Below are 25,407 nucleotides of genomic sequence, written 5' to 3'. Positions count from 1 at the left end.
AGGGAGGGCTCTCAGAAGCGAAAACCCTTGGGGGCCTCGAAACCCGGCAGCGCCGCGACATCCATGTCGGCAAAGGCGCGCAGCGCAAGTGTGCCGGCGGTCTTGACGCCCTGGACAAGCCGGGTGACGCTGCCTTCGCGGCGCGCCGCGACCAGCTTGCCGCCTTCGGCGAGCTGCGCTGCCAACGCGTCGGGAAGCTGTTCGATCGCGCCGTCGATCAGGATGCGGTCGACGGGCGCTTCGCCGGGCTCGCCTGCGGCCAGCGGACCTTCGACCCAGCGAATCGCGGGATTGTCGGTTGCGGCGCGGGCGGCGGCGAGCAGGTCGGCCTGCTCCTCGACCGCGACGACCGACGCACCGAGCGCCGCGAGCAGCGCGGCGGTGTAGCCCGTCGCCGCACCGATCAGCAGCACGCGCTGGCCGGGCCGGATATCGGCTGCGACCAGCAGGCGGCCGGTGACGAGCGGTGCGTTGAGCGCGCGGCCGTGACCCAGCGCGATCGCGCGGTCCATATAGGCGACGCTCGCCAACGCCGCGGGAACATGCGCCTCGCGCGCCACGCTGCCCATTGCCGCGACGACCGCCGGGTCGATCACGTCATTGGTTCTCAGCTGGCTATCGATCATCGCAGCCCGCATGTCCGCAGCAGTCACTTCGTTCAATTTCGTCGCCATCAGCCTATTTTCCGATTCTGGGGCCCTGAAGCTTGGGGCCGTTCTAGCCGAACCGATGCTGTGTTGCAATACTAATACAGCATCGCGCGGCGCTGCGTCGCGCATAGCTGGCCGCGTTGGTGGCGCCAACCCCGCATTGCGCGAAAATGCGTGCGAAATGGAGTGGGCCTTGGCGAATCCTTGACAAGCCCGCCAAAGCCCCGCACTAGCGGCGCCGTCCAACACCCGGCCCGGCCCGCGACACAGCGGCCGCGGCGTTCGGCGCGAGGCCCGATGGCGGAGTGGTGACGCAGCGGACTGCAAATCCGTATACGCCGGTTCGATTCCGGCTCGGGCCTCCATAAACCTGTCAGCCGAGGTGTGCTGATGGTTGAAAAAACCCCTAATTTCCGATAGTTTAAGGCCATTCGCTGATTGCCAGCGATGGCCTCTGTTTGCCCGTAGTTGCAGATGTTGGGGGCCTAATCAGGGGGCTTCGCCAAGCCTCCATGAAAGCGAGGCCCCCACCGTGCTGACCGACACCGCAATTCGCAAAGCGAAACCCAAGGACAAGCCCTACAAGGTCTCAGATTCGCAGGGCCTGTATCTACTGGTCAACCCAAGGGGCAGCAAGCTGTGGCGCGTCAAGTATCGCATAAACGGCGTAGAGCGGAAACTGGCGATCGGCTCCTACCCCGAAATCACCTTGGCGGAGGCGCGTAGTGCTCGCGATGCTGCGCGCAGACAGTTGGCCCATTCGATCGATCCCAATTTTGTTAAGCGGCAAGCTCGCATCGAGGCAGGCATCCGAGCCAGCAACAGTTTTTCGAGCGTGGCGCAGGAATTGATCGAGAAGAAGAAGCGGGAGGGCTTGGCGGAGCCGACGCTGGCAAAGATGCGCTGGTTCGTGAAACTGCTCGGAACCGATTTTGGAAAGCGTCCCGTGGCGGAAATCACGCCGCAGGAATTGTTGCACGAACTACGGAAGCATGAGCGGCGTGGCCGACTGGAAACGGCAAATCTCTTGCGGGCGTTCGCAAGTCGCGTGTTTCGCTATTCGGTCGCCACTGCCCGCGCGGAACGCGATCCGGCGCAATTATTAATTGGCGCGCTGACCACACCGAGGGTCAAACATTTCCCGGCTATCACCGATCCGGTCACGTTCGGGGCGTTGCTTCGCGCGATCGAAGATTATCAGGGCGACCCCGCAGTGATGCACGCGCTAAGGTTGACGCCCCATGTTTTTCAGCGTCCCGGCGAAGTCCGTCATATGGAATGGACGGAGGTAGATTTTGGCAAGGCGGTCTGGATTATTCCAGAAGGGAAGATGAAGATGCGCCAACCTCATTCGGTCCCCTTGTCGCGGCAGTCTCTCGCGATCCTCACCAACATGCGATCCCTGTCCGGTTCTGGCCGCTATGTGTTCCCATCAATCAGATCGCGGGCGCGGCCGATCAGTGAGAATACGATCAATGCAGCGCTCCGCCGGATGGGTTATCCAAAGGACCAGATGACTGCGCACGGCTTCCGCACGTCGGCATCCTCGCTCTTGAACGAATCCGGCAAATGGAACCCCGACGCGATCGAGCGGGCGCTGGCGCACATGGTCGCGGGCAGCGTTCGGCGCATCTACAATCAGTCAGCTTATTGGGCTGAGCGTGTTGAAATGGCGCAGTGGTGGAGCAACTATCTGGACGAACTGCGCGAAGGAGGGAACAGATGACAGGTCGCCCCGGAGAAGGTTGGAGAATCTTCGCAGACGGGGACGAAGCCGACAACGTGCCGCTCTGGAAGGTGCTGGCCCAATTCAGGTCGGACGATCTGGACGAAGGCTTGAGCTTGAACGCGGCGATTATCAATCAGGCCAAGCCGTCGCCGGTTCGATATTATAATCTCGCCTTCGTCATCAGCTTTGCCTTCGGATTCCTGTCTGTCCTCCTCTTGATCGGCCTCCTTGTCTCAGGCCATTCGACAGCGACGGACCTTTTCTTCTACCTCGCGCTGGGCGCGCTGGCCGCCACGATAGGGCCTCACCTTTGGCGGCAGGCTTATCAATACGGCCTCAAAATTCCCGACGCGCCGTTAAAACTGCCCCACGCGCCGGACAGGCTCTTTGATGAGGTGCTGGGCTATTTGCAGAAGGTGGACGGCCCAAAAGCCTATTATCTTTCTCGCTTCCGCAAGCAGCGGGTTCCTCTCAAACGCAGGCAGTTTTTCGGCAGGCTGCGCTATTTCCTGTTCTCCGAACACAGCAAGGATCGGGGGATGGTCATGCGTTATCCGACTGCGATGTCGCTGCCTGCTGACCTTTATCTTCATCGCGATGACGTCGAGACGATGCTCGCGATGAGCAGACCGAAGCGCAGAGGCGGACCCGGCCGGAACACCAAATACCGCTATGTCGATGCGATTATCGCCCTGATCGGCGATCCCCGGCTAGGGGTATTGGATGTTAAGGATCGGGCGGCGGCGATCAGCACCGTCAAGAATTGGCTTGCCGAATGGTTCGAAACCAACGCCGACGAATCCGGTGACGTGCCGCGCCGCGATCAGTTGACGCGTTATGCGGAAAAAATCTGCACGCATTTGGAGATGAACGCGTCCGCCGAAGACCGCTGACCAGCGTTATTGTTTTTCGATCGCCGCCAGTGGATTTTCGGACCCCAGCACTGCATTTCTGTAATGCGCGTCAGCGGCAGACTTCTAGGGCTTTCCCATTGCTGGACGACACACCGGCAGCCATGTGCAACTTGGCATGTCTCTCGCCGCGAATCGGCAGCATGGAGACACGCACATGGAACCTATTGCCATATCGATTAATGATACCGCCAAGGCGCTCGGCGTCGGGCGGTCGTCGGTTTACGCCCTGATAAAATCCGGTGGCCTCGACGCCATCAAGATCGGCAGGCGAACTCTGCTGACCACCGAATCCATCCGGCGCTTTGCACAATCCCGCACCGCCGTCTGACCCGCAAGCGCCCACGACCCCAGCCTTTTGAATAGGGGGCCGCTCCGCGCCTGCTCCCCGAAGCATCCGAAAGCTCTTCATCGTGATTTCACGAAAGGATTTCTCATGTCCATTTTTCGCCGCGCCATTGATCGGCTCACCAATCGTTTGTGGGCTGGCCGCAAGGTCACACTCCGGTTCACCGCCGACTATCGCATCGCCGGTTTCACCTTGCCGCTCATCGAGCGGCTGCTCTTGGACAACGACGATGGCGAAACCTATCGCTGTTCCATCGCGCAATGGACGCTCAACGAGCGCCCGTCTCTCCATATCTACCGAGGCGAGCTTTCAAGTTTGCGGATCGACGGCCCGTTGCAGAAGGCGGGTGTGAGCTATCTTCCGCTTGGCGGGTTGATCGAGGCTCCCGGCGTCACCGCGCACCTCAATCCGGTCGAAGCTCACCAGCTCGATGAGCGAGTGCAAAAAGCCATCGAGCAAACGATACTCCATTGGATCATCGAGCATGGCCTCTACCGCCGTAAGGCCGACCGCGAAGCTCGCATAATCATCGCCCGGTGGGTGGCTGATCAGTTCGCCAAACCGATGGCCGACGCTCTACCAAACGGAAGCGATCGACCCTGCGATTGCTGCTCCGGCGAACTCGGCGGCTCCATCTGCGACGGTTGCAGGGAAGGTTCGGACCATGCCTGATCCGGTCGTCCTTTTGGCAAGGTCGCAGGGCCGCGATGCTACGCATCGGACCCGTAATTTAGATACACACCTCACGCACGGGTGCATCCAGCTTTTCCGCCACTTTTCGAGGGTGCGATCAGAGTGCGCTTCGCCGTTGCTTCGCCGAAGCGACGCTATTCCGCCAAAATCGGAGGGTGCGATCCGCACCCTCAGGGAGGCGGCGCGATGAAGACCGTCCAACATTCCGTTCGCCTGCCCGCAGCGCTCGACACGGCGCTTCGCGCACTCGCCGACCGGCAGGGCAAGACGGTCTACGCGATGCTTCGCCGCTGCGTGAAGACAGGGATCGACGGGCAGGCCAATTCTACCGTCAACAGCTCCGACGATCGCGAACTGGTCGCGGAGGTGGCGTCGATGAGCACGCGCCTCGTCGAAGTCGAACGCCTGCTCGACCGCACCTTGCACACAGCCTGCGCCGCTTATTGCTATGCGCGCAGCGCCGCGAAGGGCGGCGGCAAGAGCGATGAGGTCATCACCGCCGAGACGAACCGGGCCTATGACCGGCAACGGGCGGTAGCGGGGGAACAGCCATGAGCGAGCCTCATGATCTCCGGCTTCATGCCGAGACGCTGCGGCGTCATCTTCGCTACAGCCAGACGCGGCGGTTCAAACGACAGCTCGCGATCATGGTCTCGTCGATCGCGCTCGGCGGTTTGGCCGCGCCCTATCTGATGCTCGACCCGAGCATCCTTCGGGACACCGGCACCCATTATCACGCGAAGATGCTGTCATGGTTTGCAGGCGACGGCGGCGATCCCGGGATAGTCATCCGTTACGAGGGAGCCGACTATCTGACCCCCGCCCGCACGGTCGCGACCGATCCCTATTTTGTCCGCCGGGCGAGCATCACCAAGTCGTTCATCATGCGCGGCGCCATACTGGGTTTTATCGCATGGCTGTCGGGCCTGTTCCTACTCCGTGATGTCGCCGCGCGTCGACGCGAACGCGCGCTCCGCGATCGCGTGATCGACGGCACCAAGGTGACGAGCGAGAAAGAGCTTGTGAAGCTGGCGCGAGCCGAAGCCGGCTCGCATCCGCTGGCGATCGGTCCCGTCCCCTTTCCCCGCCGCCTCGAGACTCGCCACATGGCGATGGTCGGCACGACGGGCAGCGGCAAGACGACGGTGCTGCGCCAGCTGTTCGACGGGATCGCCGCGCGCGGCGAAGCCGCTTTGGTCTATGACACCAGCGGCGAGTTCATCGCCCATTACTTCCGGCCCGAGTGCGGCGACATTATCCTCAATCCGTTCGATGCCCGATGCGTTTATTGGTCGCCTTTCGCCGAGATCGCCCACCCCGCCGACGCCGACCGCATCGCGCAGCAGCTCGTTACCGAAACCGGGAAGCAGGACGACGACGTCTGGCTGGAAACCAGCCGCATCCTCGTCGCGAACATGATCCGGGAACTCTGGAAGGAGAAGAAATGCACGCTGCCCGACCTGCTCGAGGCGCTGCAAAAGATGGACAAGGACAAGCTCAAGACCTGGCTCAAGGACACGTCGTCGGCGCGCACCTTCTCCGACGACGCCGACCGGGCCACCGGCAGCGTGCTCTTCATGCTCGCGAAGGCCGCGAACCTGATCCAGTTCCTTCGGATGCCCGAGGAAGGCGAGAAGGTCTTTTCGTTCCGCGATTTCATCGCCGGCCTCGACGAGACGAAGGGCGCCAAGCCCTGGATCTTCGTGCCGCGGAAGGAAGAACAATTTGCGGCGCTCAAGCCTCTGCTCGCGTGCTGGCTCGAATGCGCCGCGAGCGCCATGCTGGGCCTTGCCCCGTCATCAGACCGGCGCGTCTGGTTCCTGCTCGACGAGCTTGCCGACCTGCCCCGCGTCGACAATCTGACCCGTCTTCTTCCAGAGGGCCGCAAGTTTGGGGCGGCGGTCGTGCTGACCTTTCAGGGCGTCGGGCAGATGCGACATCGCTACGGCGACGACCTCGCCGAATCCATGCTCGGCTGCTGCAACACCAAGCTGTTCCTCCAGATGGGCGATGGCGAATCCCGACGCTGGGCGAGCGACACGATCGGCACCTGCGAGGTCGAGATCCAGACCATGACCGGCGCGCTGGGCGACGGCGACGACAAGCCACGGATGACGCTCGGCCGCCAGCGCAAGACGCGGCCCGCTGTGTTCGAAAGTGAACTCCGCCTCGCACGCCATGAGGGCTATTTGCTGTTCCCCGACGGGCTTCCGGTCGCGCGCATCGCGCTCACCGCCGACCATATCGAGAAACGGGGCGAGCCCCGCCAGCCCGCCTTTGTCGCCGCGAACCCGGATACGACCCTCTGGCACCGATCCATAGAAACGCCAGCGCCTGAGAAGCCCGAGGATGCTGCCACCGATGCCCGTCCGGCGGCTGAAAAGCCGAAACCAAGGAAGAAGCCACCGGCACCCCCGCCCGCAGAAGATGGCGGGCCGATCTGATGGTCGCGTCGGTATCGGCGCTGACCAGCTCAGCACAGGCGAGCAGCTATTATGAGGTCGACGATTACTACGCCGATGGCGGGCTGTCGCCCTCCGAATGGCACGGCAAGGGCGCCGAGGAGCTTGGACTATCGGGTGAGGTCGATCGCGACGCCTTTCGCGAACTGCTCGACGGCAAGGTCGCGGGCCAACAGCTCGGCACGGTTCGCGACGGCCAGCTTGAGCATCGGCCCGGCTGGGATGTGACGTTGAGTGCGCCCAAGTCGGTGTCGATCATGGCGGAGGTAGCGGGCGACCGGCGGTTGATCGAAGCACATGGGCAGGCGGTGAAAACCGCGCTCGCGCATGTAGAGACGCATATGTCTGCAACCCGCGTGCGGCATGGTAGCAGCGTGACCCGCGAGGCGACGGGCAATCTCGTTGTCGCCAGCTTTCAGCATGGGACGAGCCGTGCGCAGGACCCCCAGCTCCACACCCACAATGTCATCATGAACGCGACACAGGGGGAGGATGGATCGTGGCGCAGCCTGGAGCCGCGCGCCATCTATCAGCTCCAGAAACAGATCGGCGCCATCTACCGGCACGAGCTGGCCTTGAAGGTCCGCGAACTCGGTTATGAGATCGCACCGGGCAAGGAGTCGATGTTCGAGATCAAGGGTGTCTCGGCGGATGTGATAGCGGCGTTCAGCACGCGCAGCGCCGAGATCGAGGCTGCGCTCGGCGAACGCGGCACATCGCGCGAGGAAGCAAGCGCCGCCGAAAAGCAGGTGGCCGCGCTCGATACGCGGCAGGCGAAGGGGACGGCCGATCATGGCGCGCTTGTCGCCGACTGGCGCGAGACCGCCGACCGGGCGGGGTTCGATGCCGATGCCCGGCTGGCGTTGGTGCGCGAGGCCGAGGCCAAGGCGGCGAACGACATTCACCTTCCGGATCCATCGTTCGCTGATCGCGCCGTTGCCCATGCCGCCGACAAGCTTGGCGAGCGACAGTCGGTGTTCTCGGTCGCGGCGCTTCACGACGAGGCGGGGCGGGGTGGACTGGGGAAGGTCGGCTATGCCGAGATCGGCGAGGCGATCGGGCGGGCGACAAAGGAGGGCGAACTGGTCGACCGCAGCTTCATGGATCGGCGCGGCGCCGCGTTCGCCGGGTTCACAACCCGCCAGAATATCGCCGCCGAGAAGACGCTGCTGAGGATTGAAGCGCACGGGCGCGGCGCGTTCGCGCCGATCGCCTCGCCGCTTGCCGCTGCCAAGGCAGTCGCGGGTGCGGCGGCGCAGGCGGAGCGGGCCGGCTTTGGCTGGAACGCTGACCAGAAGGCCGCGACAGAACAACTCCTTACTAGCCGCAATCGGATCACCGCGGTTCAGGGTTTTGCCGGGACCGCCAAGACGACGACGGTGCTCGCCACCTTCGCGCGCGAGGCCGAAGCTCGCGGCGTGTCAGTGGTCGCGCTGGCGCCGACGGCATCCGCGGCGATGACACTCGGCGAGGCGCTCGGCACGCGCGGCGATACGGTCGCGCGCCATCTGCTAGCGCCCGAAGGCTCGGCGCCCGGTCAGCCGGTCGCATGGATGGTCGATGAAGCTTCGCTGCTGTCGGCGCGCGATACCGCGCGTCTTTTCGACCTTGCTGAGCAACATGGCGCCCGCCTCATCCTCGTTGGCGATGTTAAACAGCTCGGATCGGTCGAGGCCGGCGCCGCCTTCGCGCAGCTTCAGGGCGCCGGCATGGAGACCGCAAAGCTTGGTGAGATCGTCCGGCAGAACAATGCCGCTACCAAGGATGCGGTGCTCGCCTCGATCGAGGGCGATGCGAAGAAGGCGCTCGCCGCGCTCGACCGTGGCGGCGGCCAGATTGTCGAACATGCCGATCGCGTCGGGCGCTTCGCCGCGATCGCGGATCACTATGCCGGGCTCAACAAGGCGGCGCGGGCGCGAACGATTGTCATCGAGCCCTCGCGCGAAGGGCGCGACGCGCTGACAGCAGACATAAGGGCGGCACTGGTCGGGTCGGGCGCGCTTTCCGGTCCCGCCGTCGCTGTCGAAAGCCTTGTCAACAAGGGGCTCACCCGCGCCGAGGCACGCGATCCGCTGAGCTATGACCGGGGTGATGTCGTGCGCTTCACCCGCGATTATGCCGACAAGGGCGTCGCGCGGGGCGAAGCCTATCGTGTCGAGGCAGTCGATCCAGTCAAGGCCGCCATCGCGCTGAGGTCCGAGGATGGGCGGGAGGTCGACTGGCGGCTCCGCCAATGGGGTTCCGGCAAGGTGCAGGTGTTCGTACCCCAGAATATGGACCTCAGGACCGGCGATAGCATCCGCTTCACTCGCAACGATCGCGAAGCAGCGCGGATCAATGGCGCACGCGGCGAGGTTGCCTCCATCGACGAACAGGCCCGAACGGCGACGGTCCTCGGCTCTCGTGGGCAGGTACAGACGCTCGACCTCGACGCAGCGCGCGACCGTCATATCGCCCATGCCTATGTCGAAACCGCTTTCGCCGCGCAGGGGCGCACCGCCGATCATGTCATCATCCACGCCGACAGCCGCGCCACCAATCTGGTCGACCAGAAAAGCTTCTATGTCGGCATCTCGCGAGCGAAGGAGTCGGCGACGATCGTCACCGATAATCGCGCGAAGCTGGTTTCGGCGATCAATGAACGCGCTGGCGCCGTGCAGACGGCCATCGCACAGGCTGCGATGCCGGCGGCCGACGCTCACAAAGCAGCAGGCTCCGCATTATCTAAAAACCTTGCGGCCTTCGGGCTTTGACCTCTTCGACCGAGATTGCGCTGAGAGCATTTCCACCTGTGGTCGCAGTTACGGCAGGAGCAGACCCCACTCGGCCCGCCACCATTCTCGGTTCTCGACTGTATCGACCACCCTGCAGTCGAGGCGGTCCAACACCGGTTCCGAGATCATCGAGAAGGCAAAAGGAATCCTGGAAAGCCAGCCAAGTGCCGATTGTAACTCTTCCCAGGAGATCGAGTGCTTCAGGCCGTTCAACTCCCAGCTTAGCGCGGCAGGAGCGTCGCCGACCGACCCCATAATTCCGATTAGGCCGTGACAAATCCCGTTGCGAATATCCAGCTGCGCCTGAAGCTGCAATTTGAGAGTAGCCGCTAGCAGGGAGCACAGAGTGTCGGGTGACTGGGCCTCGACGACCGCGCCTTCCCAAGTTCCTATAACGGCCTTGATGCCGTGTGCCTTGGCCGGGAGAAATCCCAAGAGACGGACGACGTCGTCGCGAGCAGACCGTTCAATCCTGGACCAGAGCAGAATCAGCGATCCTATCGCGCCGCTCATCTGATTGAATGTCACATCCAATGGAATTTCGTCCTTACTGGCGAATTCATGGCAGGTCGGGCCAAGACCACAGAGGCTCGGCGTCCATTCCTTCTATGTGCGCGCCTGTTTCTGGAGCGATCGAAGGCGGAGCGGGCCGGTTAAATAGTTCGTCGAACACGTCGCCGAACCAGCGTTCGAACACGGCAATCTCTACCTCTGTGACGGGAACCGGATCGGGCCAATCGTCGACCACATTCCACGTTGAAAGGTCATGTTTCGGTGGTCTGCCCACGTATTTTCCTCGCCTACGCTTGGAGGTCAGGTTGCTGAGCCCGACCAATTTCCAGGGTCTGTTCAGTTGCCTCTCCGAAAAACGGGCTTCGGCACAGCATTGTAGCGGCTACCCGATTGTCCTTGCCAAACCACTACAGTTTCTCGAAGATTCCATGAGCATGCGAACAGACGTCGATCACCTTCCTGCCGCCAAGCAGCGCGAGCTCGAGCGCGTCGTCGAGACAATCTTCGACGAGTTCCGCAGCGCCACGGAAAATGCGACCGGGCCGCGCAAGGGCGCGCGCATCCTCAAGGTCATCCTTTTCGGCAGTCACGCCCGCGGCGATTGGGTCGATGCGCCGCTTTCGGCGAACCAGTATAAATCCGACTATGACATCCTAATCATCGTCAGCCAGAAGGAACTGACGGATCGTGCGGCCTATTGGGCGAAGGCCGAGGAAAGGCTGATCCGCGCCTACACGATCGAGAAAACGCTCCACACGCCGGTCAACTTCATCGTCCACAGCCTACATGAGGTGAATGACGGGCTCTCACATGGCCGTGTCTTCTTCATGGAGGTCGCTAAGGACGGGATCGCGCTTTACGAGGCCGATGACCGTGAGTTGGCCACGCCAAAGCCAAAGACGCCTGAACAAGCGCTCGAAACGGCCCGGGAGTATTTTGAAGAGTGGATGCCCAGCGCAGCGGGCTTTCTCGATACGTCGAAGTATGCGCTTAGTCGGGGCAGGCTAAAGGAGTCCGCCTTTCAACTGCATCAGGCGACCGAGCGACTTTACGGCTGCTTGTTGCTGACGCTAACATTCTACACGCCGTACAATCACAATATCGCGTTCCTGCGGTCTCTCGCCGAGGGCCTGGATCGTCGTCTCTTCGGCATTTGGCCGGAGGACACGCATCGCGAGCGATCAATGTTCCAGAAACTGAAGGAAGCCTACACCAAGGCTCGCTATTCCAAGCATTACAAGATCAGCGAGGAAGAGTTGACTTGGCTCGGCGAGCGCGTCGAGGAATTAGGCCGCGTGGTCCATCAGGTCTGTTCGGACAAGATTGCCGAGCTTGCGGCGGCGGCGCGCCGATAGGCGCTAGCCCCGGACCCGCTTGCCGGGACTCCCGGATTCTGGCATAATCGTCGGCACGGAATGGAACGACTGGCGGCCATTCCGGGGATTATCCTGCCAGGCATCATGTAGGTCCGGCCGCGTGTCGGACGGTTGCTGATCGCCGCACCAGCGGCACCACAGCGAACACCGCTTGCCCATCCGCGCCCAATCGCGCGGACCGCCGCGGTGCGAGCTGCAAATGACACCCCCAACACCCGACGTTTACGCGCGCGAGGTCGTAATGGCGCGCGTCGGCCATCTCATCCGGCGCAAGCAGCGCGAAATCGAGCGCATCACCCGCATATTGCGCGGCCTGTTCGACCCCTCGCAGGTTCAGGCGCCCGAGCCAGGACGGATCAAGCGTATCACTCTCATCGGCCCCTATGCGCGGCGATCCTGGTACGAAGACAGCCGGACGATCGAATTTTCCGATTATGAATTCTGGGTCGTCGTCAATCATCCGCTCTTCACTGACGAGCTTTGTTGGCGGCGCGCGCGGGCGACGATCGACCGCGAACTGGGCAATCGCTGTGCGGTCGATGCCGAGATCTACTCGAAGTCCGATATTCGCACCGCCAAGGCCGAGCGCGACTCTTTTATTCTCGACCGGATCGAGGCCGGCGTCACTCTCTACCGCGCTTCGCGGGATACGCCGCTGCCCTCGCGCGATCAGCGGGGGGAACGGTCATGACAGCCCCAAGACCATCCTCATCGTTCGACGAATTCTATCGGTGCGAGAATAAGCAGCTGTTTCATTTCTTCCGGCGTCGTGTGGGACGCGAAGAAGCCTCAGACCTCACGCAAGAGGCATTCACTCGGATGCTGCGAACCGGGGCATTCGAGCGGGTCGAAAATCCGCGCGCTTACCTATTTCGCGCAGCCCGCAATCTGGTGATCGAGCGCGCACGTCGGCGGAAGCGGAAAGAAGCTGGAATGTTCCCGTTCGATGAAGGACGTGATGCACCTGCCGGCCCCGAACAGGCGTTGGCAATTGAAGCGTCGGATTTGCGGCGCGGTTTACGGCGGGCAATTCTCGCAATGCCTCGTCGCACGCGGCGCATCTTTCTGATGCACAGGTTGCGGCGTCAAACTTACCGGGAAATCGCGGAAGAAATTGGCATCCGCGAACAAGGAGTTGAATACCATATGATGCGAGCGCTCTCGCGGTGCCGAAAGGCGGTCGCGTTTCAACGGTGGTAAGCTTTAGCGGAACCGGCAAGGATGACCGCTATGCGCCTCATGTCGGCCGTACAGTGCGGGGCCACCTATCCCACTGTCTCGGTTCGCCGACGGGGTTTCGGATCGCGCCGCCTAGCAGTTCGGCTACCGTCAAATCTTAGCAATGGTCGGCAGCTTCTTAAATCATAACCTGCTGCCGCCGAATCGCTGACCACCAGCTGTCCATCTAGGAGGTCCAAAAATTTGAACGCCCTGGAAAGTGGGCGGGATAGGCCGTCTTACCGCGAAGCGTGCCTGATTTCCTCGCCAAGAGCCATTGCCTTGGCTGCTGCCTTATCGGGCGTTACGAGATCGCATTCCCATGCTATCAGGACGCGCCAACCCGCCGCTTCCAGTTGCTCGATAGCGGCCGCGTCCCGGCGAATATTGCGGTCGAATTTTTCGACCCAGAATTGGGTGTTGGATTTGGGCGTGGTCGCCACCTTGCAGCCCTCGTGCCGGTGCCAAAAACAACCATGGACAAAGATTGCCGTATGGTACTTCGGGAGGACGATGTCGGGCTTCCCAGGCAGCCCCCGCGCGTGCAGCCTGAACCGAAATCCGAGCCGATGGAGTGCTTTCCGGAGGGCGACTTCGGGCTTCGTGTTGGTTGAGCGGATTCGCGACATCCGTTCGGATCGCTGCGCCGGGCTCATGCTATCCACCATCCTGCTTACCCGTCCTCCGTCTCGCGGCGCACCTCCAGCTCGAAAAAGGGCAGGCCCCGGATGACTTCGCCTGGCACGTCGAACGATTTATATAGGCATTGATGGACTTGGAGCGATTTCACGCGCTCGGCCATCTCCGCCGCGCCGCCCGTGAGTCCTAACGCCGATAGCTCGGCCGGCGTGACGTTCGGTACCTTATGCACAAACCAGCTCAGCAGCGGTTCGCGATAGTCCGTGGCGTTCACCTTGAAGTGCCGCAAATATTGCGACGCGAGGATAACGCCAGTCCCGAATTCCCGCCCCTGCAGGAGAAGCTTTCGTAGTACGTCAAACTCATATCGCATGATGTTATCTGCCTCGTCGACCAGCAGATAAGAGTCGATCGCGCGAAGCTGCGGGTCGCTGCCGATGAACGGTCTCTTGGGCGTGCGCAGCATATTTTCGTAAAACATGTTTAGCATTACCGCGACGAGCATGTTCTTACTGCGATCGTCCTGCCCCAGAGCGTCGAGGGAGATGACGACCACGCCATCGAGGAACTCGTCGAAAGGCTGCGTATCGCTTGTCTTGGAAGCAAACACCTCCATGTCCACAAGGTCGTCGATGATCGCCATGGGAGAATCCGACTTGCCATCAAGCAGCTCTGCATAGGCCGAGTGGACATCATAGAGCGTCGGCTGTTGGCCAGGGAGGCATGCGTCATAGGCTGCGCGAACTGCCCGCTTGAGCTTGTCGCGCTGCACAGGCCCAATGCCAGTGTAGATCTTGTCGAGAACGTCCGCAAAGAAGCGGAACCGGTCTAACCAAGGGGCGGCGGCATCGCCCATGGCGCTCGTATCGAACAGGTTGAGTGGCAGCCGATATGGCTTCACGACGCGCGCTCCGGTCGCCTTGACGAATTCCGGACTGCTATAGTCGCGCTTGTAGTCGAAGATAAGGAATCGCGGGCGGATGCCCCGATTTGCTGCCGACGCGTCCGATATCTGCATGATCAGCGACTTAAGTAGTTGCGTTTTGCCCGTCCCGAGATCGCCCACGACGCCCATGTTAAGCTGGTTCAATCGGGTATCAGATATGTTTAACTGGATCTCGCCGGGCCGAAAGCTGTCTACGGTGGCGCCGATCGACAGGATGATTCCGGTCGAGGATTCGACAGGCTGGGCCACGATCGACTCCGCGACAGCGGCCGGGGGTGGCGCAGGCACTCCCGCTCCCGGCCCGGCGTTTTCTTCGCGGGATTCTATCGGTGGCGCTTGGAGGATATCCTCCACGCTTGTGTCGGCATGAGGTTGCACAAGGCCCGTCATGAACGCGCCGGCGACAGGAAAGAGATCCCATTGCCCGACCCTCGCCCGGACGCTGTCGTAGAAGGCCAGCGGATCTCCGGCGACGACTTGGCCGGCATCGGCACTGCCGATCGTGATAGTCTCGTCGAATCCATCGTCGTCCCGGTCGCGAACGCCACTCCGCGCGCTATCGTCCACGATGATCAATCGGCCGCGCTGATCGACCGAGACGCAGGGACGTGGATCGAGGATAGCCGACGCAATGCGCTCGTGGAGCGATGACCATTGCGCCTCACGCCCCACGACGTCGGGATGCTGGCTGTAGACCCGCATGCCAAACCCGATGATCGAAAGTAGCAGGTGCTGGAACCCCAGCGCCCAGGCGACGGGCTGGCCATCATGCGGGAGCATGTTGGCCAGCAGCCGGGAGAAGGTCCGCGCTTGCTCGAGCGCGTCGTTTATCTCGGATGGCGGAAAGACGGACCCGGGGCGGCATTTCACCTCGATGGGCGTGAGATGGATGCGGACGCCCTCCACCCCGAGCTTGACGCCTACCACCAGCAGGTCGGGACGGGAGAGGGAGGCGTCCTTCCGGTCTTTGCCTAGCGATTTTGCGAGATCGGAAAAATATCCCCGAAAGGGATCTACCGGAACGATAATGCAGACCGTCACGTCCTCGCCGGTGCCGTCGATGACGGGGACGAGGCTCTCGCCTATGTTCGAGAGCCGAAACCGATCCTGAAGGAGCCGGACGGCCACGAACAAGCCCAAGTCGCCTGTCGCGCCCGCGTTGTCGCCGGCGAGTCCCCTGATCGTGGGAATCCCGCGCCGGGCGATCTCGAGCAACACATCCTGGACTTGGTCGGGCTCGATTGCGGCACAATCTGGAAGGCGAGCGAGTGCCTTCGACAGGGCTTCGCGATCCGCCTGCTTGACGCGCGACAGGAGATAATAGCCGTTGGTGTCGCCGGCTCGGTGGGAATAGGACGGCATGTCATAGTCCCAGAGGTAGGCGTCCTCCAACCACCCGCCAAGGAAGCAGGCAGGATCGATCGCCGACGACGAGACCGCGACGAAGTCGGTTCGGCGCGTCTCGAGCATGTCGCGCACTGCGTTGACGTTGGGCGCAAACCGCATGCCAGTTCGGCGATCGCCAAGGCTTTCCATAGTCCCGACGCATGCTGCTACCTTGTCGGCAAGTACGTCGCCGGAAGTCGATCCCGCCAGCGATTGGCGCGTCTCGCTCAGGAACGCGCCGGGGAGCTGACGGCGGACCCGATGGCGCAACAAACCCCCATGGCCAAGCGGCGAACGCCCCGAGACTGGAGCGGTGCTTGGCTCCGACATGTCGAGCTGCGCGATAACCCCTAGGTCTGGACGGGCGGTCGATGGCTGGCCATCGAACCACCGCACGCTGTTGCGGGTATCCTCTGAAAGGTTGGCAATCGTGGCGTCGTCGGGGCGGGAGTCGCCATCGCGATGGTCGTAAATCTCAACGAAGCGTGGTCCCGCCGCCTGACGGGGCGCCCGTCCGTCCCCATCACGATATCGATCCGAGCACCAGTTGATGAGACCCTCGTTGCAGGCATCAGTGGTTCCGCCTGCGCTCGCCACCACCACGCCGATGACCGGCTTTGCCGAAAGCAAGCCTGACACGTCTTCGAGCGCGCGAGCGACCTGAGCGGCGCTGAACCCGACCGAGATGCCGCCAACCGAGATGCCGAAGGCCTCGCCGAACGGAGCTTTTCTCGACCGGCTAGGGAGGCGGCCAAGTCGTTCGCCATTCCACAAGACCGACCAATAGTCGGTGCCATTCTCGACTGCCAGAAAATCGACCTTCTCGATGCCGCCGGGAGACCGAAGCGAGAGCGTCAGGAGATCTGGAACGCAATCAGGATCAAGGACACTAACTGCAGGGCAAGGGTTCCCGCCGGACTCGGCCTCCAAAAGGACACCCTGCGCGACCGCATGCCATGCGAGGCGGAGCGGGTGGAGCGGGGACAACATGATCGCGTCGGGAATCCGCGAAATGGTCCTACCATCGTCTTCCAGGGAGGTAATGATGCCCACGTCGACCCAGCAGGCAACGTCGGGTTCGGCGGCCAGCCACGCTTGGTAGGCGTCGAGATATTGTTCGACAAGCGCACGAAACTCCTCGTCGTTAGAGAGCCATTTCCCAAGTTCGGCCGACTCCATCAAGCCGGTCTGGTCGCCTGTGCCGCGTATGCGCGCAGCCAATTGTTGCCTCGCTTCCACGAAGCCAGCTGGGGGCTGGAATTCGGCAGCGTCGGGCCGTGGATCCTGCAGGAAGCGCCCAGCGGAGAAAATCGGGCCTGTGCCCGTGCCCCACACGGGCTGGACCCAGGCATCGACGTAATCATCGGCGAGCACGATAGGGAGATACGACCGCCCGGCAGAATCCTCCGACAGCATCCAATCCTGCAGGCTCGATGCGCGGGAACTCCGGTTTAACTGGACGACCGGCTTGGCTTCCGACGGTTCAATCGCGCGGCGATTTACACGGATGAGCCGTTCGAACTCGCTTCGGCAGCCCTGCTCGACCACGTCTTCGACGGCGATGAAGACGCGGCAGGTTTCGTGCGAAACCGAGCCGTCCGTCGCCGGTCGGCCAAAACCAATGTCGACTTGATAGTTTGTCTCGGCTTCGACTTCGACTTGATGGAAGCCCTCCCGAACAGGGCGCACGATGAGCTGTTGAATCGCATCGATGCGATCCTGCGCATCGTCGGCGGTGCCGGTCGCGGAAGCATCCAGCTCGACCCCTGGGGATGTGAATACCAAAAGTTCATAACGGCCCCCGCCGGGCACGACGAGGCTGGTCTCGAACTCGGGCGCCCCCTTGGCGCGCCGCGTCGGCTTGCGCGGCGGGGTAAGTTTGCGAGCCAGGCGGCAGGCGACGAAGATCCCCGGCTGCCAGGTCGCAAGTGATACGATCTTGATCGCGCCGGGTTTGAAACCATCGGCAGACGCCGCGTACCTGATAGGAGACTTGTGGCTGGGCGGCGCCTCGTCGAGGAAGACCGCTTCCTCCTCGCCAACCCTTACTTCGCCGAGCTTGTTGCCCTTGCCGCGCTCGATTGACACCACGGTGCCAGATGCGTCAGGCCCGACTGTCTCGAAGGTGAGCGCGACATTGCTTTCAACGAGGATCGGCATGCCCTTCGCCAGGGGGATGAGCGCATTCGAGCAACCCATGCGGATATCGCCCTGCGCGGCCGCGTCCTCGGTCAGCAGCTCCGACCACTTCTCGGTCGTTAGCGCCCGCCACCAATCCGGCGCGACGGGCATGTCCAACCCGTTTCCACGAACATAATAGGCTGCCGTCGCCCTCTCAAAGGCTGTAGGGAGATCGCAAGTCTCGCGAAGGTGGGCGAGGAAGGCGTCAAGGTGACGACTGTCATCCTCCCCTGCATTCTCCTGCGCACGACTAATGCCAGGACCGAACCCATCGGACATGGCATCGGCGATCTTCTCCAGGACCGCGACTTGCTCGCGTGATGATACGGCTCCATCGCGCATCGGCGGCATGCCGCAGGCGAGGCTGACTTGTTGTCCGGGCGTGAGGCCGGCCAAGCCCGGCTCGGCCGAGAAGAGGCGCGAAAGGACTTTCCAGGCGGCCGCGCGCTGGGTCCGCTCTGGATCCATTTCGTCGGCTGCGGAGGCGGCCTTTCCCACCAGGGTACGGGCGTCGTCTCGTTGCTGTTGTTCCTGGATACCCGCTTGGCCAATGCCGGCGCGGACCAATTCCTGGATAAATTCGTCTGCCCACCAATCCTCGAACGGCACGTTGCCGCCGTTGTTGGCGGCAGCGACTCCAAACTCATCGGTAGTCGAAGTTACCGAGCGCATACTGTGCTGACCCGGAGGGACGAGCGCCAGAAACGTTGGTTGAGATGGCGAATTCCGCAAGTTTAACAGATGCGTGTCGTCGCAGCGACCAGACACGCCGACCGGCGGGTTCTCTTCGCCCGTGGCCAAGCTCGGAAGCAGGAGCAAGATGGGCACCTTCGAGCCCACCTCGTCGTTGCTAGTCAACAGGTCGAAGACCCCCGCCAGGATTTCCCTATGGGGTCCGTGGAAGATCAGTCGCACTTCGCCTTGGTCGCCGCCCGGTGACTGCGAGAGCTTGTCGCGAATGAGATCTGCGATCGTGGAAGCCAGGCGATTCATAGGGCTTCTTCCTGCCGGGCTGGAAAGGGCGGCACGAGCAACATGCCGCTTTCCGCGTCAGGGCTATCGAGCACCAACCCAAGCATCCGGAGCTGATGGCCTAGGTCGTTCGTCGCGATGTCCCGATAGTCGACGATTGCGCCGTATCCGGCCAGATGTTGGGAAAGGCGCCGCACCGATCGCGGCCCCGTCGTCCCCGCCAACGAACAATGCACCAACGCCAGCACGCTGACTGGACCAAGGCCGACGACCCAGGGGCTCGAGTTACTGGTGCCACGCTTGCGCAGCGAGAAACCTTGGTCATAACCGCGAAGGACGGGGTTCGCGGCCTGGCGCTGGCCGAGGACATGGCGAGCGAACTCCATGATGTTGGAGCCAATGCCTTTCTTGCAGAGGAGCGTCCGCGTCTCGCGCTCGGACACGTCTGCCAAAACGTCGCGAATGCCCGCTGCTTCCAGGGCGCTCGCGTTCGCACGCACGTGGTCGCACACGTCCACGACGGCCGCAGCCGACGATAGCGAAGCCGACTCGATGCCGACGGCCTGCAACGCCCACAGCGTGGCGTTGAGACCGAGCCGGGCCTGTAGGAACGCCGATGCACGATCCTTGATTCCGGGAAGAGCACGATCGCCATAGGACAGGAATTCGAATGCCTTGGGGTAAATGGCGACGCGTGCCGCTGGAACATTGGCGGGACCATGTCCATCGAGCGCCGCCTTGATGCATTCCCAGGACTTGGCATGGACATCGCAAAGCCATGTAACATGGGCAACCGCGGCGAGCCTGACGATTGCCTCCAGGAGGCTCGTCCATTGCCGGCGTGTCATCGATTCCTTTGCATCGATAATGGAACCCAGATCGCGAACGAAACGCCGTGCCGGATAGTCCAGTCCGTCCCGATCTGCCGGGTCGAGCATCGACTGATCGCCAGGCTCAACGGCTGCCCAAGCCGGCTGGGGAGACCATGCCTCGATCTCGGCTTGCAGGAAACGAGCAAAGATGTCGTCTTCGTCGGTGACCGAGAGTGCATCGAACAGCGCCTGCCAGGTCGAGGCCGCAGCGGCCGCGTCCGACGACCCAAGCCATACCATGCGACGGACCAGAGCACCCGCCGGCCAAGAGTTGCTGCTCAGCCGTGCCGACCCGGAGAAGACCGCCGCCTGAGGTACCAGCGGCGTGACCTGCACGAACCGCTTCGATGACTGGTTAGGAAGCTTCGGGCTTTCCAGCACCGAATGAAGCAACATATGGAATGTGTCGGCATCCAGTGCGGCGGCGTCCGGTTTTCGCGATCGGTCGCGATACCATTGGACTTCCTTGTCAAGATCCCGGCCGCGTTGCGGCACTGTCCGCTCGGTTGCCCCTTCCAGGCCGACATGGCGGTATACAGACGACATGATGACTTCCGAGCTCGCATACTCCGGGGCCGGCGACATCGCGAGCGCAGACTCCTGGTAGGCAGAATGGGAGTTGCGCCAGGGCTCTTCCCGGAATTTTGCCAGCGTCATCTGCCTCCTTCCTTGCGAACGGCGAAGCCGGATCGCCGCTGGACGACCGACGTCCCGCTTGATCCGATCCGGATGCGGGCGCGGTCGAGCACTAGCTTGTCCCTGACAATCGGGCCAGAAAGGCGCGCGCGCGTGGTGTCCAATAGTGCGAGTACCGTTCGGGGCAGGGACGCGACTGACATGCCGTTCTCGAGTTCCTTCACTGCCTTGAACAGGTCATAGGTTAGCGCGATCGGCTGCCCAGATCGGCCGTCGCCCACCTTTAGGAAGCAAATCGGGGACGCCGGTCTGCCGGCTTTCTCGGCATCAAGGGGCTGCACTGAGCGTGACGGAACGACCAGGGTCGCCCGCCGGATCATGGGCGGGAGCGGCTGGCCGAAGGTCGTGGTCAGGGAAATCTCGAAGTCTTGGTTCCGATTGAGAAGCTGTTCCACCTCCTGCGCGACATCGAATAGATCGTCGCCTGCGGTGTCCTCGAGCACACGCTGGAAATCCAGGAGGATCGGCGCGTCGAGGACGGCGGCCGTCCGCGCGCCAAGCGCCCGGCGAACGAGGCGACACGCAAAATCGCGAACGAAGCGCTGGACATTGGTCGCCGATGCCGGGCGCTTCCTGCGGACGCTGCTAACCGAAAGCTCCGCGTCCAGCTTGGCCAGTCGTTCGACTAGATCGACTTCCAGCTTCGATAGAACCTGCAGCTTCCGGATAAAGTCCAGGCCTTCCAGGACCGAGCGACTGAACCTGACGTCGATCTCGCGCAATGCGAAGCGGGTGTTCTTGGTGGCCTGCACTTCCGTGTCGGGATCGGTGAGGGCGGGATCAAGAAGCTCGGAGACACCTTCGAGCGCACTGCTGATCATCGCTGGAAGGTAGGCTGTCCGACGCGACGACAGGAACCATTGCAAGCCCATCGCGGTGTTATCGTCGTCGAGGCCAAGTTCCTTGATCTCTCGCAGAAGCGCGGGACCAGCGTCGCGCTCCCAGCGGTGGAAGAGCGCGTGCTGGTATTGCGATGCGACCAACTGGAAAATGGCGGTCGATTGTTCCTTCGCCGGCTTGCCGCCTCGGCGCGCAATCTCGTCGAGCCCGACAAGCTTCCCCGCCCATTCGCAGGGCTCGAGACTAGCTTCGCGAGGCGATACGCGGTGGCCGGCAAGCAGATACGATGCCAGGGAGAATAGATCACGAAAGCTCCACCGCTTCCCGCTCGCCACCTCGAACCATCGAAGAATTTGGAGGAGGGACGTTTCCTCGCGTTCTCGCGTCAACCGCTCTCGACTTCCGCAGAACGGGCAGAAAGCGCCACCTTTGCAAGAGCCAAGCGCTGGCCATTTCTTGTCGTCGAGCGCGGTGCGGAATAGGCTGCGCGCCGGCTCCTCTCCACCGGCGATGGGCGGGAGCAAGAGCGATTCAGCGTCCATTGGCCAAACGGCGACGTCGGAAAATCCCGCGAGCGGCCAGCAAGACGGCGCGTCCGGCGTTAGGCTCACCGCGCGCGTAACGGCCTCCAGCAAGCGGCGCGAACCTTCCCGATCGTGGTCGATCGCCTCAATTAGGGCGTCGTCCAGTACTCCACGGTTCACGCAGCACAAATAGGCCTCTTCCGGCCCGGCCGCTTGCACTGCGTCGAGTTCGTCGAGCAGGAGCTGGGCGGCTTGCTTGCCGGGGGAGCCAACCACGGCGGAAGCATCCTGGACGATTGACAAGCCAAGTTTGCGCGACCCGGTTCCGAGGGTCACGGCGTCCACCCGGACGAGCCGCGGCACGGCGGTTCCCTCGGGTGGGAAGAAGGATTTCCTGAGCCCGTCGGCAATTTTTCCCGCTGCGCCAAGCGCAGCGTCAAGCCAACCTACCGTTGACTCGATTGCCTCGGTCTTGCCGTTGCCCGGGCCGCCAACCAAAAGCACAATACGCGGGACGTTGCTTGGCCCTGACGCAATCGAACCGGCCCACGCTTCCAGGCGATGCAGCAGGTTCGTTTCGAAGACAGCTTGCCCTGGACGGCCGCTGCCGGCGTCGAACAGGCGCCGCACTCCCCCCGACCGGTTTCCCGCCCAGTTCAAGAGCTGCGCCGGAAATGGCGCCGAAATTGCTTCCCCCGTCATAAGTCCCCCTAGGCCGTCGATGCGACCGGCAGTTCCTCAGCGCCCTCGCCGAACAGGGATTTCGCTTGGGCAACTTCCTCCAAGAGGTTGCGTACAGCGATGCCGATCGCGCGTGCTAGATAGGGCGGCACAGCATTGCCGACCTGCGTATAGCGTGGGCATTCTTTTGTTCGACGGTCCCCGCCGGTCGTGAACTTCCCCTTGAACACGAACCAATCCGGGAAAGACTGTAAGCGCGCACTCTCGCGGACAGTGAGGATGCGAGCCTCGCTGTAATGCAAGATGTCGTCCGGCAGGGTCGTGACCGTGGGCGCCGGTTCTCCGCTTGCCATTGGATAGATTCGGTGTTTTTTCAGTCCATAGGTCTTCCGGCTCTCGTCATCCATCCGGACGCCCTTCCGACACTCGGCGAGAATGCGACCGAACCTTTCCCGCACGTCGTCTCGGTGACGGGCGAGCCGCATGCTGTCCATGCCGCCGTCGTGACCGGCTTGCATGAGCCGTTGGTATGTTGTTGTTGGCTTGCCATATTTTACCTCGCGGAATCCCCGTCTCGACTCAGGGTCCGTGCAATCGATCATCTCGCGGCCCGCTGTCTCTAGATCCGACAAGGCGCTGGAAGCACTGACGGCATCGGGAAGCCCAAGCTCCTTGAGCTGAGCAAGCCGCGCTTCCTCGAGCAGCACGAACATCCGGGAGATTCCACCGTCCAGCCATTCGCAAAGGTCTTTTCGGACGCCCACCGCGATCAAGCGCGAACGGCGTTGGGGCACCCCAAATCGTGAGGAATCCACCAGCATTGCTTCCATTTTATATCCAGCGAGGTCCAGACTATCGACGAGCTTGTCGTAGAAGGACTTCGGTTTTTCAATCTGCTCGCCGGGAACCGGGAGGTCGATGACGTTGCGACGTGCGTGGGCGACGCGCATGCCGGGAACATTCTCCAGGATTAGGGCCTGTGGCTGGAGGGCACCGACAACCTCCACGTATTTCTCGAACAGCAAGTTACGAGGGTCTTCCTCGATGCGACGCCCGGCAAAGCTGAAGCCCTGGCATGGCGGCCCACCGGCCAAAACGTCGACCGAGCCCCGCAGCTTGACTAGGTCATCCTTGTGCTGCGCGAGGAGGAGTTCAATGTCCCAGGCTTGCTTGGCGAGCCATGACGGCCAATCGAAAGCGACGCGAGACGATTGGTTTTCGATGAAGTTGGCCGAAAAAGTCTCGAACGCCATCGGATCGCGCTCGATCGCGAACTTGCCCGTCAGTCCTGCCTCGGACAGCCCAAGCGAAAGGCCACCACATCCTGCAAACAAATCGGCGAAACTATAGGACTTCATCGGCCAAAAGATACCTCGTTGGCTTGCAGGCTATCCGGCGAGGCTAGCTTCAAGTTTCCGTCATGCTTAGCCAAGGAAAAACACCTCAGACCAGGGACCCGACTGCCGATATTGTCTCGACTTACCCAAGCCCCGCAATGAGCATAGCAACGTCACGACGATCCTGCCATCGTGAAGAGTCGGGTCGACGTAAAGGAAGCTTAAACAGATGAAAACTTGATGAAACGTTGATTGCGCCAGACGTTGCGGTGCCGGGGGCGCCTTCTCGGTGCCGGTCAGTTGAGGGAGTCAGGTAATGCTCTCAGCATAGAACTCGCCCGTTTCCTCATCCAGCCGACTGATTCGCATTATGAGCGTAGGATGGGCCTCGCACGACACCACCTTCCTGAGGACGGCCTTGGGATCCTCAGCCCTGACGATCACGCTGCGCACTAGGCCGTGGCAATGCTCAATCGCCCATTGCAGTTGACGAATTCGATCCTTATTTCCGTCCCTATTGCGCCAGACTTCGAGGTCGCCACGGTGGGTGACATCGTAGATAATCCTTCCGTCAACCTCCTCCATCTGGTCTTCCCACATAGTGATCGCGACCGTGGCACCGTCAGGACTCCGCGCCGCCCAGCCCCAGACGGGGTTGGTCTTGACCGCCCCGAAATAGGCGAAGGCCTCTTTCAATGATCTTGCTCTTGGCATGCTACCCCCTTCGGCTCAGGCCTCGCCAGGCTCGCCCGGTATCTCGGCCATTCATCATGGCAGGAATGGGATATTAGTCACTCTCATCAGCTGGGGGATATTCGACATCCATCCAAGTGGAGTGGGCAATGGCGAACTTGTCGTTAAGCGCCCTGATCGTCGATTGAGCTTCCGCGAGTGGGGCGGTGTCGGCTCCTACGAAGCGATACCCGACGCCAAGGCGTAAATAGAGGAACGCGAGGATATCCGATACCAACCGACCCTCATGGGCAAGGTGGATGGCTTCGCGCCGCTCCGGGGAACGGCGATCGCGGTCGAGTGGAATCGAGGCACCCACCATGTCCATATGATGGATATGGCTTGCCATGGAGTAGTTTTGTGCCATGGCGCCAAGATCGCGAAAAAGGGGATCGCCAGATCGCGACAATTCGCCGACAAGGCCAGTGAAACCCCACCGGTTCTCGAGCTCGCGGCGATGAACCCGGTCATACGTGGCGCTCAACTCGGCAAGTTCGTCGTCGGCCAGCAAGCGGTCCCTCATCGGGCGCCATTGCGGATGCTCGGGCTCCTCGATGACGGCAAGGAGATCGAGGCATTTCCGATGGTCCTTCATCAGCGCGATGCTGAAGAGGTCATGGGCATACTCGGAATGCCGAGCGGGAAAAGTTGCTGGGTCTTGCAACATGTAAGAAAACTTGAGCGAACCTTCGAGCACCGAACGCGTCAAGATGTCCGCGTCCCAGAGCTGGCCATATGCACACAGAAGCAGCGCGCTCTCCGACGCCCTGGCGGTGGCAGATAGAAGGAACCCAACCGTTTGGCGCTCCTCAGGCTCCCAGGCGTGGGTTCCAACAGGTGTCATCAATGGCAGGAGCGCTCTGGTAGCCATCAAGCCTTCCTCGGCCCACTCCCTCTGGGAGGCGATCATATCATCATTATACATG

The 25,407-nt window shown here is 62.1% G+C and carries 19 protein-coding genes and 1 tRNA gene; 11 read left to right on the top strand and 9 right to left on the bottom strand.

Features of this window, described 5'->3' with window-relative positions; all coding sequences use genetic code 11:
- Positions 1 to 11: 11 nt before the first annotated feature.
- Positions 12 to 674 (bottom strand): protein-L-isoaspartate O-methyltransferase, encoded by a 663-nt coding sequence (locus tag P1IM2_RS02715; RefSeq protein ID WP_186401358.1) that lies wholly within the window; start codon positions 672 to 674, stop codon positions 12 to 14.
- A gap of 267 nt (positions 675 to 941) precedes the next feature.
- Between P1IM2_RS02715 and P1IM2_RS02710 the strand changes: the two genes are divergently transcribed.
- The 8 genes from P1IM2_RS02710 (at position 942) to mobF (ending at position 9,547) form a co-directional block, all read left to right on the top strand.
- Positions 942 to 1,015 (top strand) — tRNA-Cys (locus P1IM2_RS02710).
- Between the two features lie 167 nt (positions 1,016 to 1,182).
- Positions 1,183 to 2,376: a tyrosine-type recombinase/integrase gene (locus P1IM2_RS02705; RefSeq protein WP_186401357.1), complete on the top strand. Its 1,194-nt coding sequence runs from the start codon at positions 1,183 to 1,185 to the stop codon at positions 2,374 to 2,376.
- On the top strand, positions 2,373 to 3,272 hold the full coding sequence (locus P1IM2_RS02700) for a hypothetical protein (RefSeq protein WP_186401356.1): 900 nt from the start codon (positions 2,373 to 2,375) through the stop codon (positions 3,270 to 3,272). Before P1IM2_RS02705 ends, P1IM2_RS02700 begins: the two co-directional genes overlap by 4 nt.
- Positions 3,273 to 3,447: 175 nt before the next feature.
- Positions 3,448 to 3,621 (top strand): helix-turn-helix domain-containing protein, encoded by a 174-nt coding sequence (locus P1IM2_RS02695; protein ID WP_186401355.1) that lies wholly within the window; start codon positions 3,448 to 3,450, stop codon positions 3,619 to 3,621.
- Positions 3,622 to 3,726: 105 nt separating this feature from the next.
- Positions 3,727 to 4,311, top strand: a complete 585-nt coding sequence (locus P1IM2_RS02690) for a hypothetical protein (protein ID WP_222102988.1) — start codon at positions 3,727 to 3,729, stop codon at positions 4,309 to 4,311.
- 207 nt (positions 4,312 to 4,518) lie between these two features.
- Positions 4,519 to 4,887, top strand: a complete 369-nt coding sequence (locus P1IM2_RS02685) for a hypothetical protein (protein ID WP_186401354.1) — start codon at positions 4,519 to 4,521, stop codon at positions 4,885 to 4,887.
- Positions 4,884 to 6,776 (top strand): type IV secretion system DNA-binding domain-containing protein, encoded by a 1,893-nt coding sequence (locus P1IM2_RS02680; protein ID WP_186401353.1) that lies wholly within the window; start codon positions 4,884 to 4,886, stop codon positions 6,774 to 6,776. Before P1IM2_RS02685 ends, P1IM2_RS02680 begins: the two co-directional genes overlap by 4 nt.
- A complete protein-coding gene (gene mobF / locus P1IM2_RS02675; protein ID WP_186401352.1) occupies positions 6,776 to 9,547 on the top strand; it encodes a MobF family relaxase in 2,772 nt (923 codons plus the stop codon). Before P1IM2_RS02680 ends, mobF begins: the two co-directional genes overlap by 1 nt.
- Positions 9,548 to 9,595: 48 nt before the next feature.
- Here mobF and P1IM2_RS02670 read toward each other — a convergent pair whose 3' ends face one another.
- Entirely contained in the window at positions 9,596 to 10,081 is a 486-nt protein-coding gene (locus tag P1IM2_RS02670; protein WP_186401351.1) for a hypothetical protein, read from the bottom strand.
- 434 nt (positions 10,082 to 10,515) lie between these two features.
- Here P1IM2_RS02670 and P1IM2_RS02665 point away from each other — a divergent pair, with 434 nt between their 5' ends.
- From P1IM2_RS02665 to P1IM2_RS02655, 3 genes are all read left to right on the top strand, one after another.
- Positions 10,516 to 11,436 carry a nucleotidyltransferase and HEPN domain-containing protein gene (locus tag P1IM2_RS02665; protein ID WP_186401649.1) on the top strand — a complete coding sequence of 307 codons (921 nt, stop codon included), beginning with the start codon at positions 10,516 to 10,518 and terminating at the stop codon, positions 11,434 to 11,436.
- 220 nt (positions 11,437 to 11,656) lie between these two features.
- Positions 11,657 to 12,148 carry a hypothetical protein gene (locus P1IM2_RS02660; protein WP_260833898.1) on the top strand — a complete coding sequence of 164 codons (492 nt, stop codon included), beginning with the start codon at positions 11,657 to 11,659 and terminating at the stop codon, positions 12,146 to 12,148.
- A complete protein-coding gene (locus P1IM2_RS02655; RefSeq protein WP_186401350.1) occupies positions 12,145 to 12,657 on the top strand; it encodes an RNA polymerase sigma factor in 513 nt (170 codons plus the stop codon). The genes P1IM2_RS02660 and P1IM2_RS02655 overlap by 4 nt, the downstream gene beginning before the upstream one ends.
- Before the next feature lie 257 nt (positions 12,658 to 12,914).
- On the opposite strand, the gene P1IM2_RS02650 is transcribed toward P1IM2_RS02655, so the two are convergent.
- From P1IM2_RS02650 to P1IM2_RS02620, 7 genes are all read right to left on the bottom strand, one after another.
- Positions 12,915 to 13,331, bottom strand: coding sequence for a very short patch repair endonuclease (locus tag P1IM2_RS02650; protein ID WP_260833897.1), 417 nt, complete (start codon positions 13,329 to 13,331; stop codon positions 12,915 to 12,917).
- Positions 13,332 to 13,348: 17 nt separating this feature from the next.
- The gene (locus P1IM2_RS02645) at positions 13,349 to 18,820 is read right to left on the bottom strand and encodes an ATP-binding protein (protein ID WP_186401348.1); all 5,472 of its coding nucleotides are present in this window, start codon (positions 18,818 to 18,820) and stop codon (positions 13,349 to 13,351) included.
- Positions 18,817 to 20,328: a hypothetical protein gene (locus tag P1IM2_RS02640; protein WP_186401347.1), complete on the bottom strand. Its 1,512-nt coding sequence runs from the start codon at positions 20,326 to 20,328 to the stop codon at positions 18,817 to 18,819. Before P1IM2_RS02640 ends, P1IM2_RS02645 begins: the two co-directional genes overlap by 4 nt.
- Entirely contained in the window at positions 20,325 to 22,361 is a 2,037-nt protein-coding gene (locus P1IM2_RS02635) for a hypothetical protein (RefSeq protein WP_222102987.1), read from the bottom strand. Before P1IM2_RS02635 ends, P1IM2_RS02640 begins: the two co-directional genes overlap by 4 nt.
- A gap of 80 nt (positions 22,362 to 22,441) precedes the next feature.
- Positions 22,442 to 23,770, bottom strand: a complete 1,329-nt coding sequence (locus P1IM2_RS02630; RefSeq protein ID WP_186401345.1) for a DNA cytosine methyltransferase — start codon at positions 23,768 to 23,770, stop codon at positions 22,442 to 22,444.
- Between the two features lie 288 nt (positions 23,771 to 24,058).
- Positions 24,059 to 24,445 (bottom strand): hypothetical protein, encoded by a 387-nt coding sequence (locus tag P1IM2_RS02625; protein ID WP_186401344.1) that lies wholly within the window; start codon positions 24,443 to 24,445, stop codon positions 24,059 to 24,061.
- Positions 24,446 to 24,536: 91 nt separating this feature from the next.
- A complete protein-coding gene (locus P1IM2_RS02620) occupies positions 24,537 to 25,406 on the bottom strand; it encodes a DUF5677 domain-containing protein (protein WP_186401343.1) in 870 nt (289 codons plus the stop codon).
- Between the last annotated feature and the right edge of the window lies 1 nt (position 25,407).

Origin of the sequence: Sphingopyxis sp. P1IMeth2 (assembly GCF_900185685.1) — a bacterium.
GTDB lineage: Bacteria > Pseudomonadota > Alphaproteobacteria > Sphingomonadales > Sphingomonadaceae > Sphingopyxis > Sphingopyxis terrae_A.
This window is presented reverse-complemented; position numbering and strand designations above follow the sequence as displayed.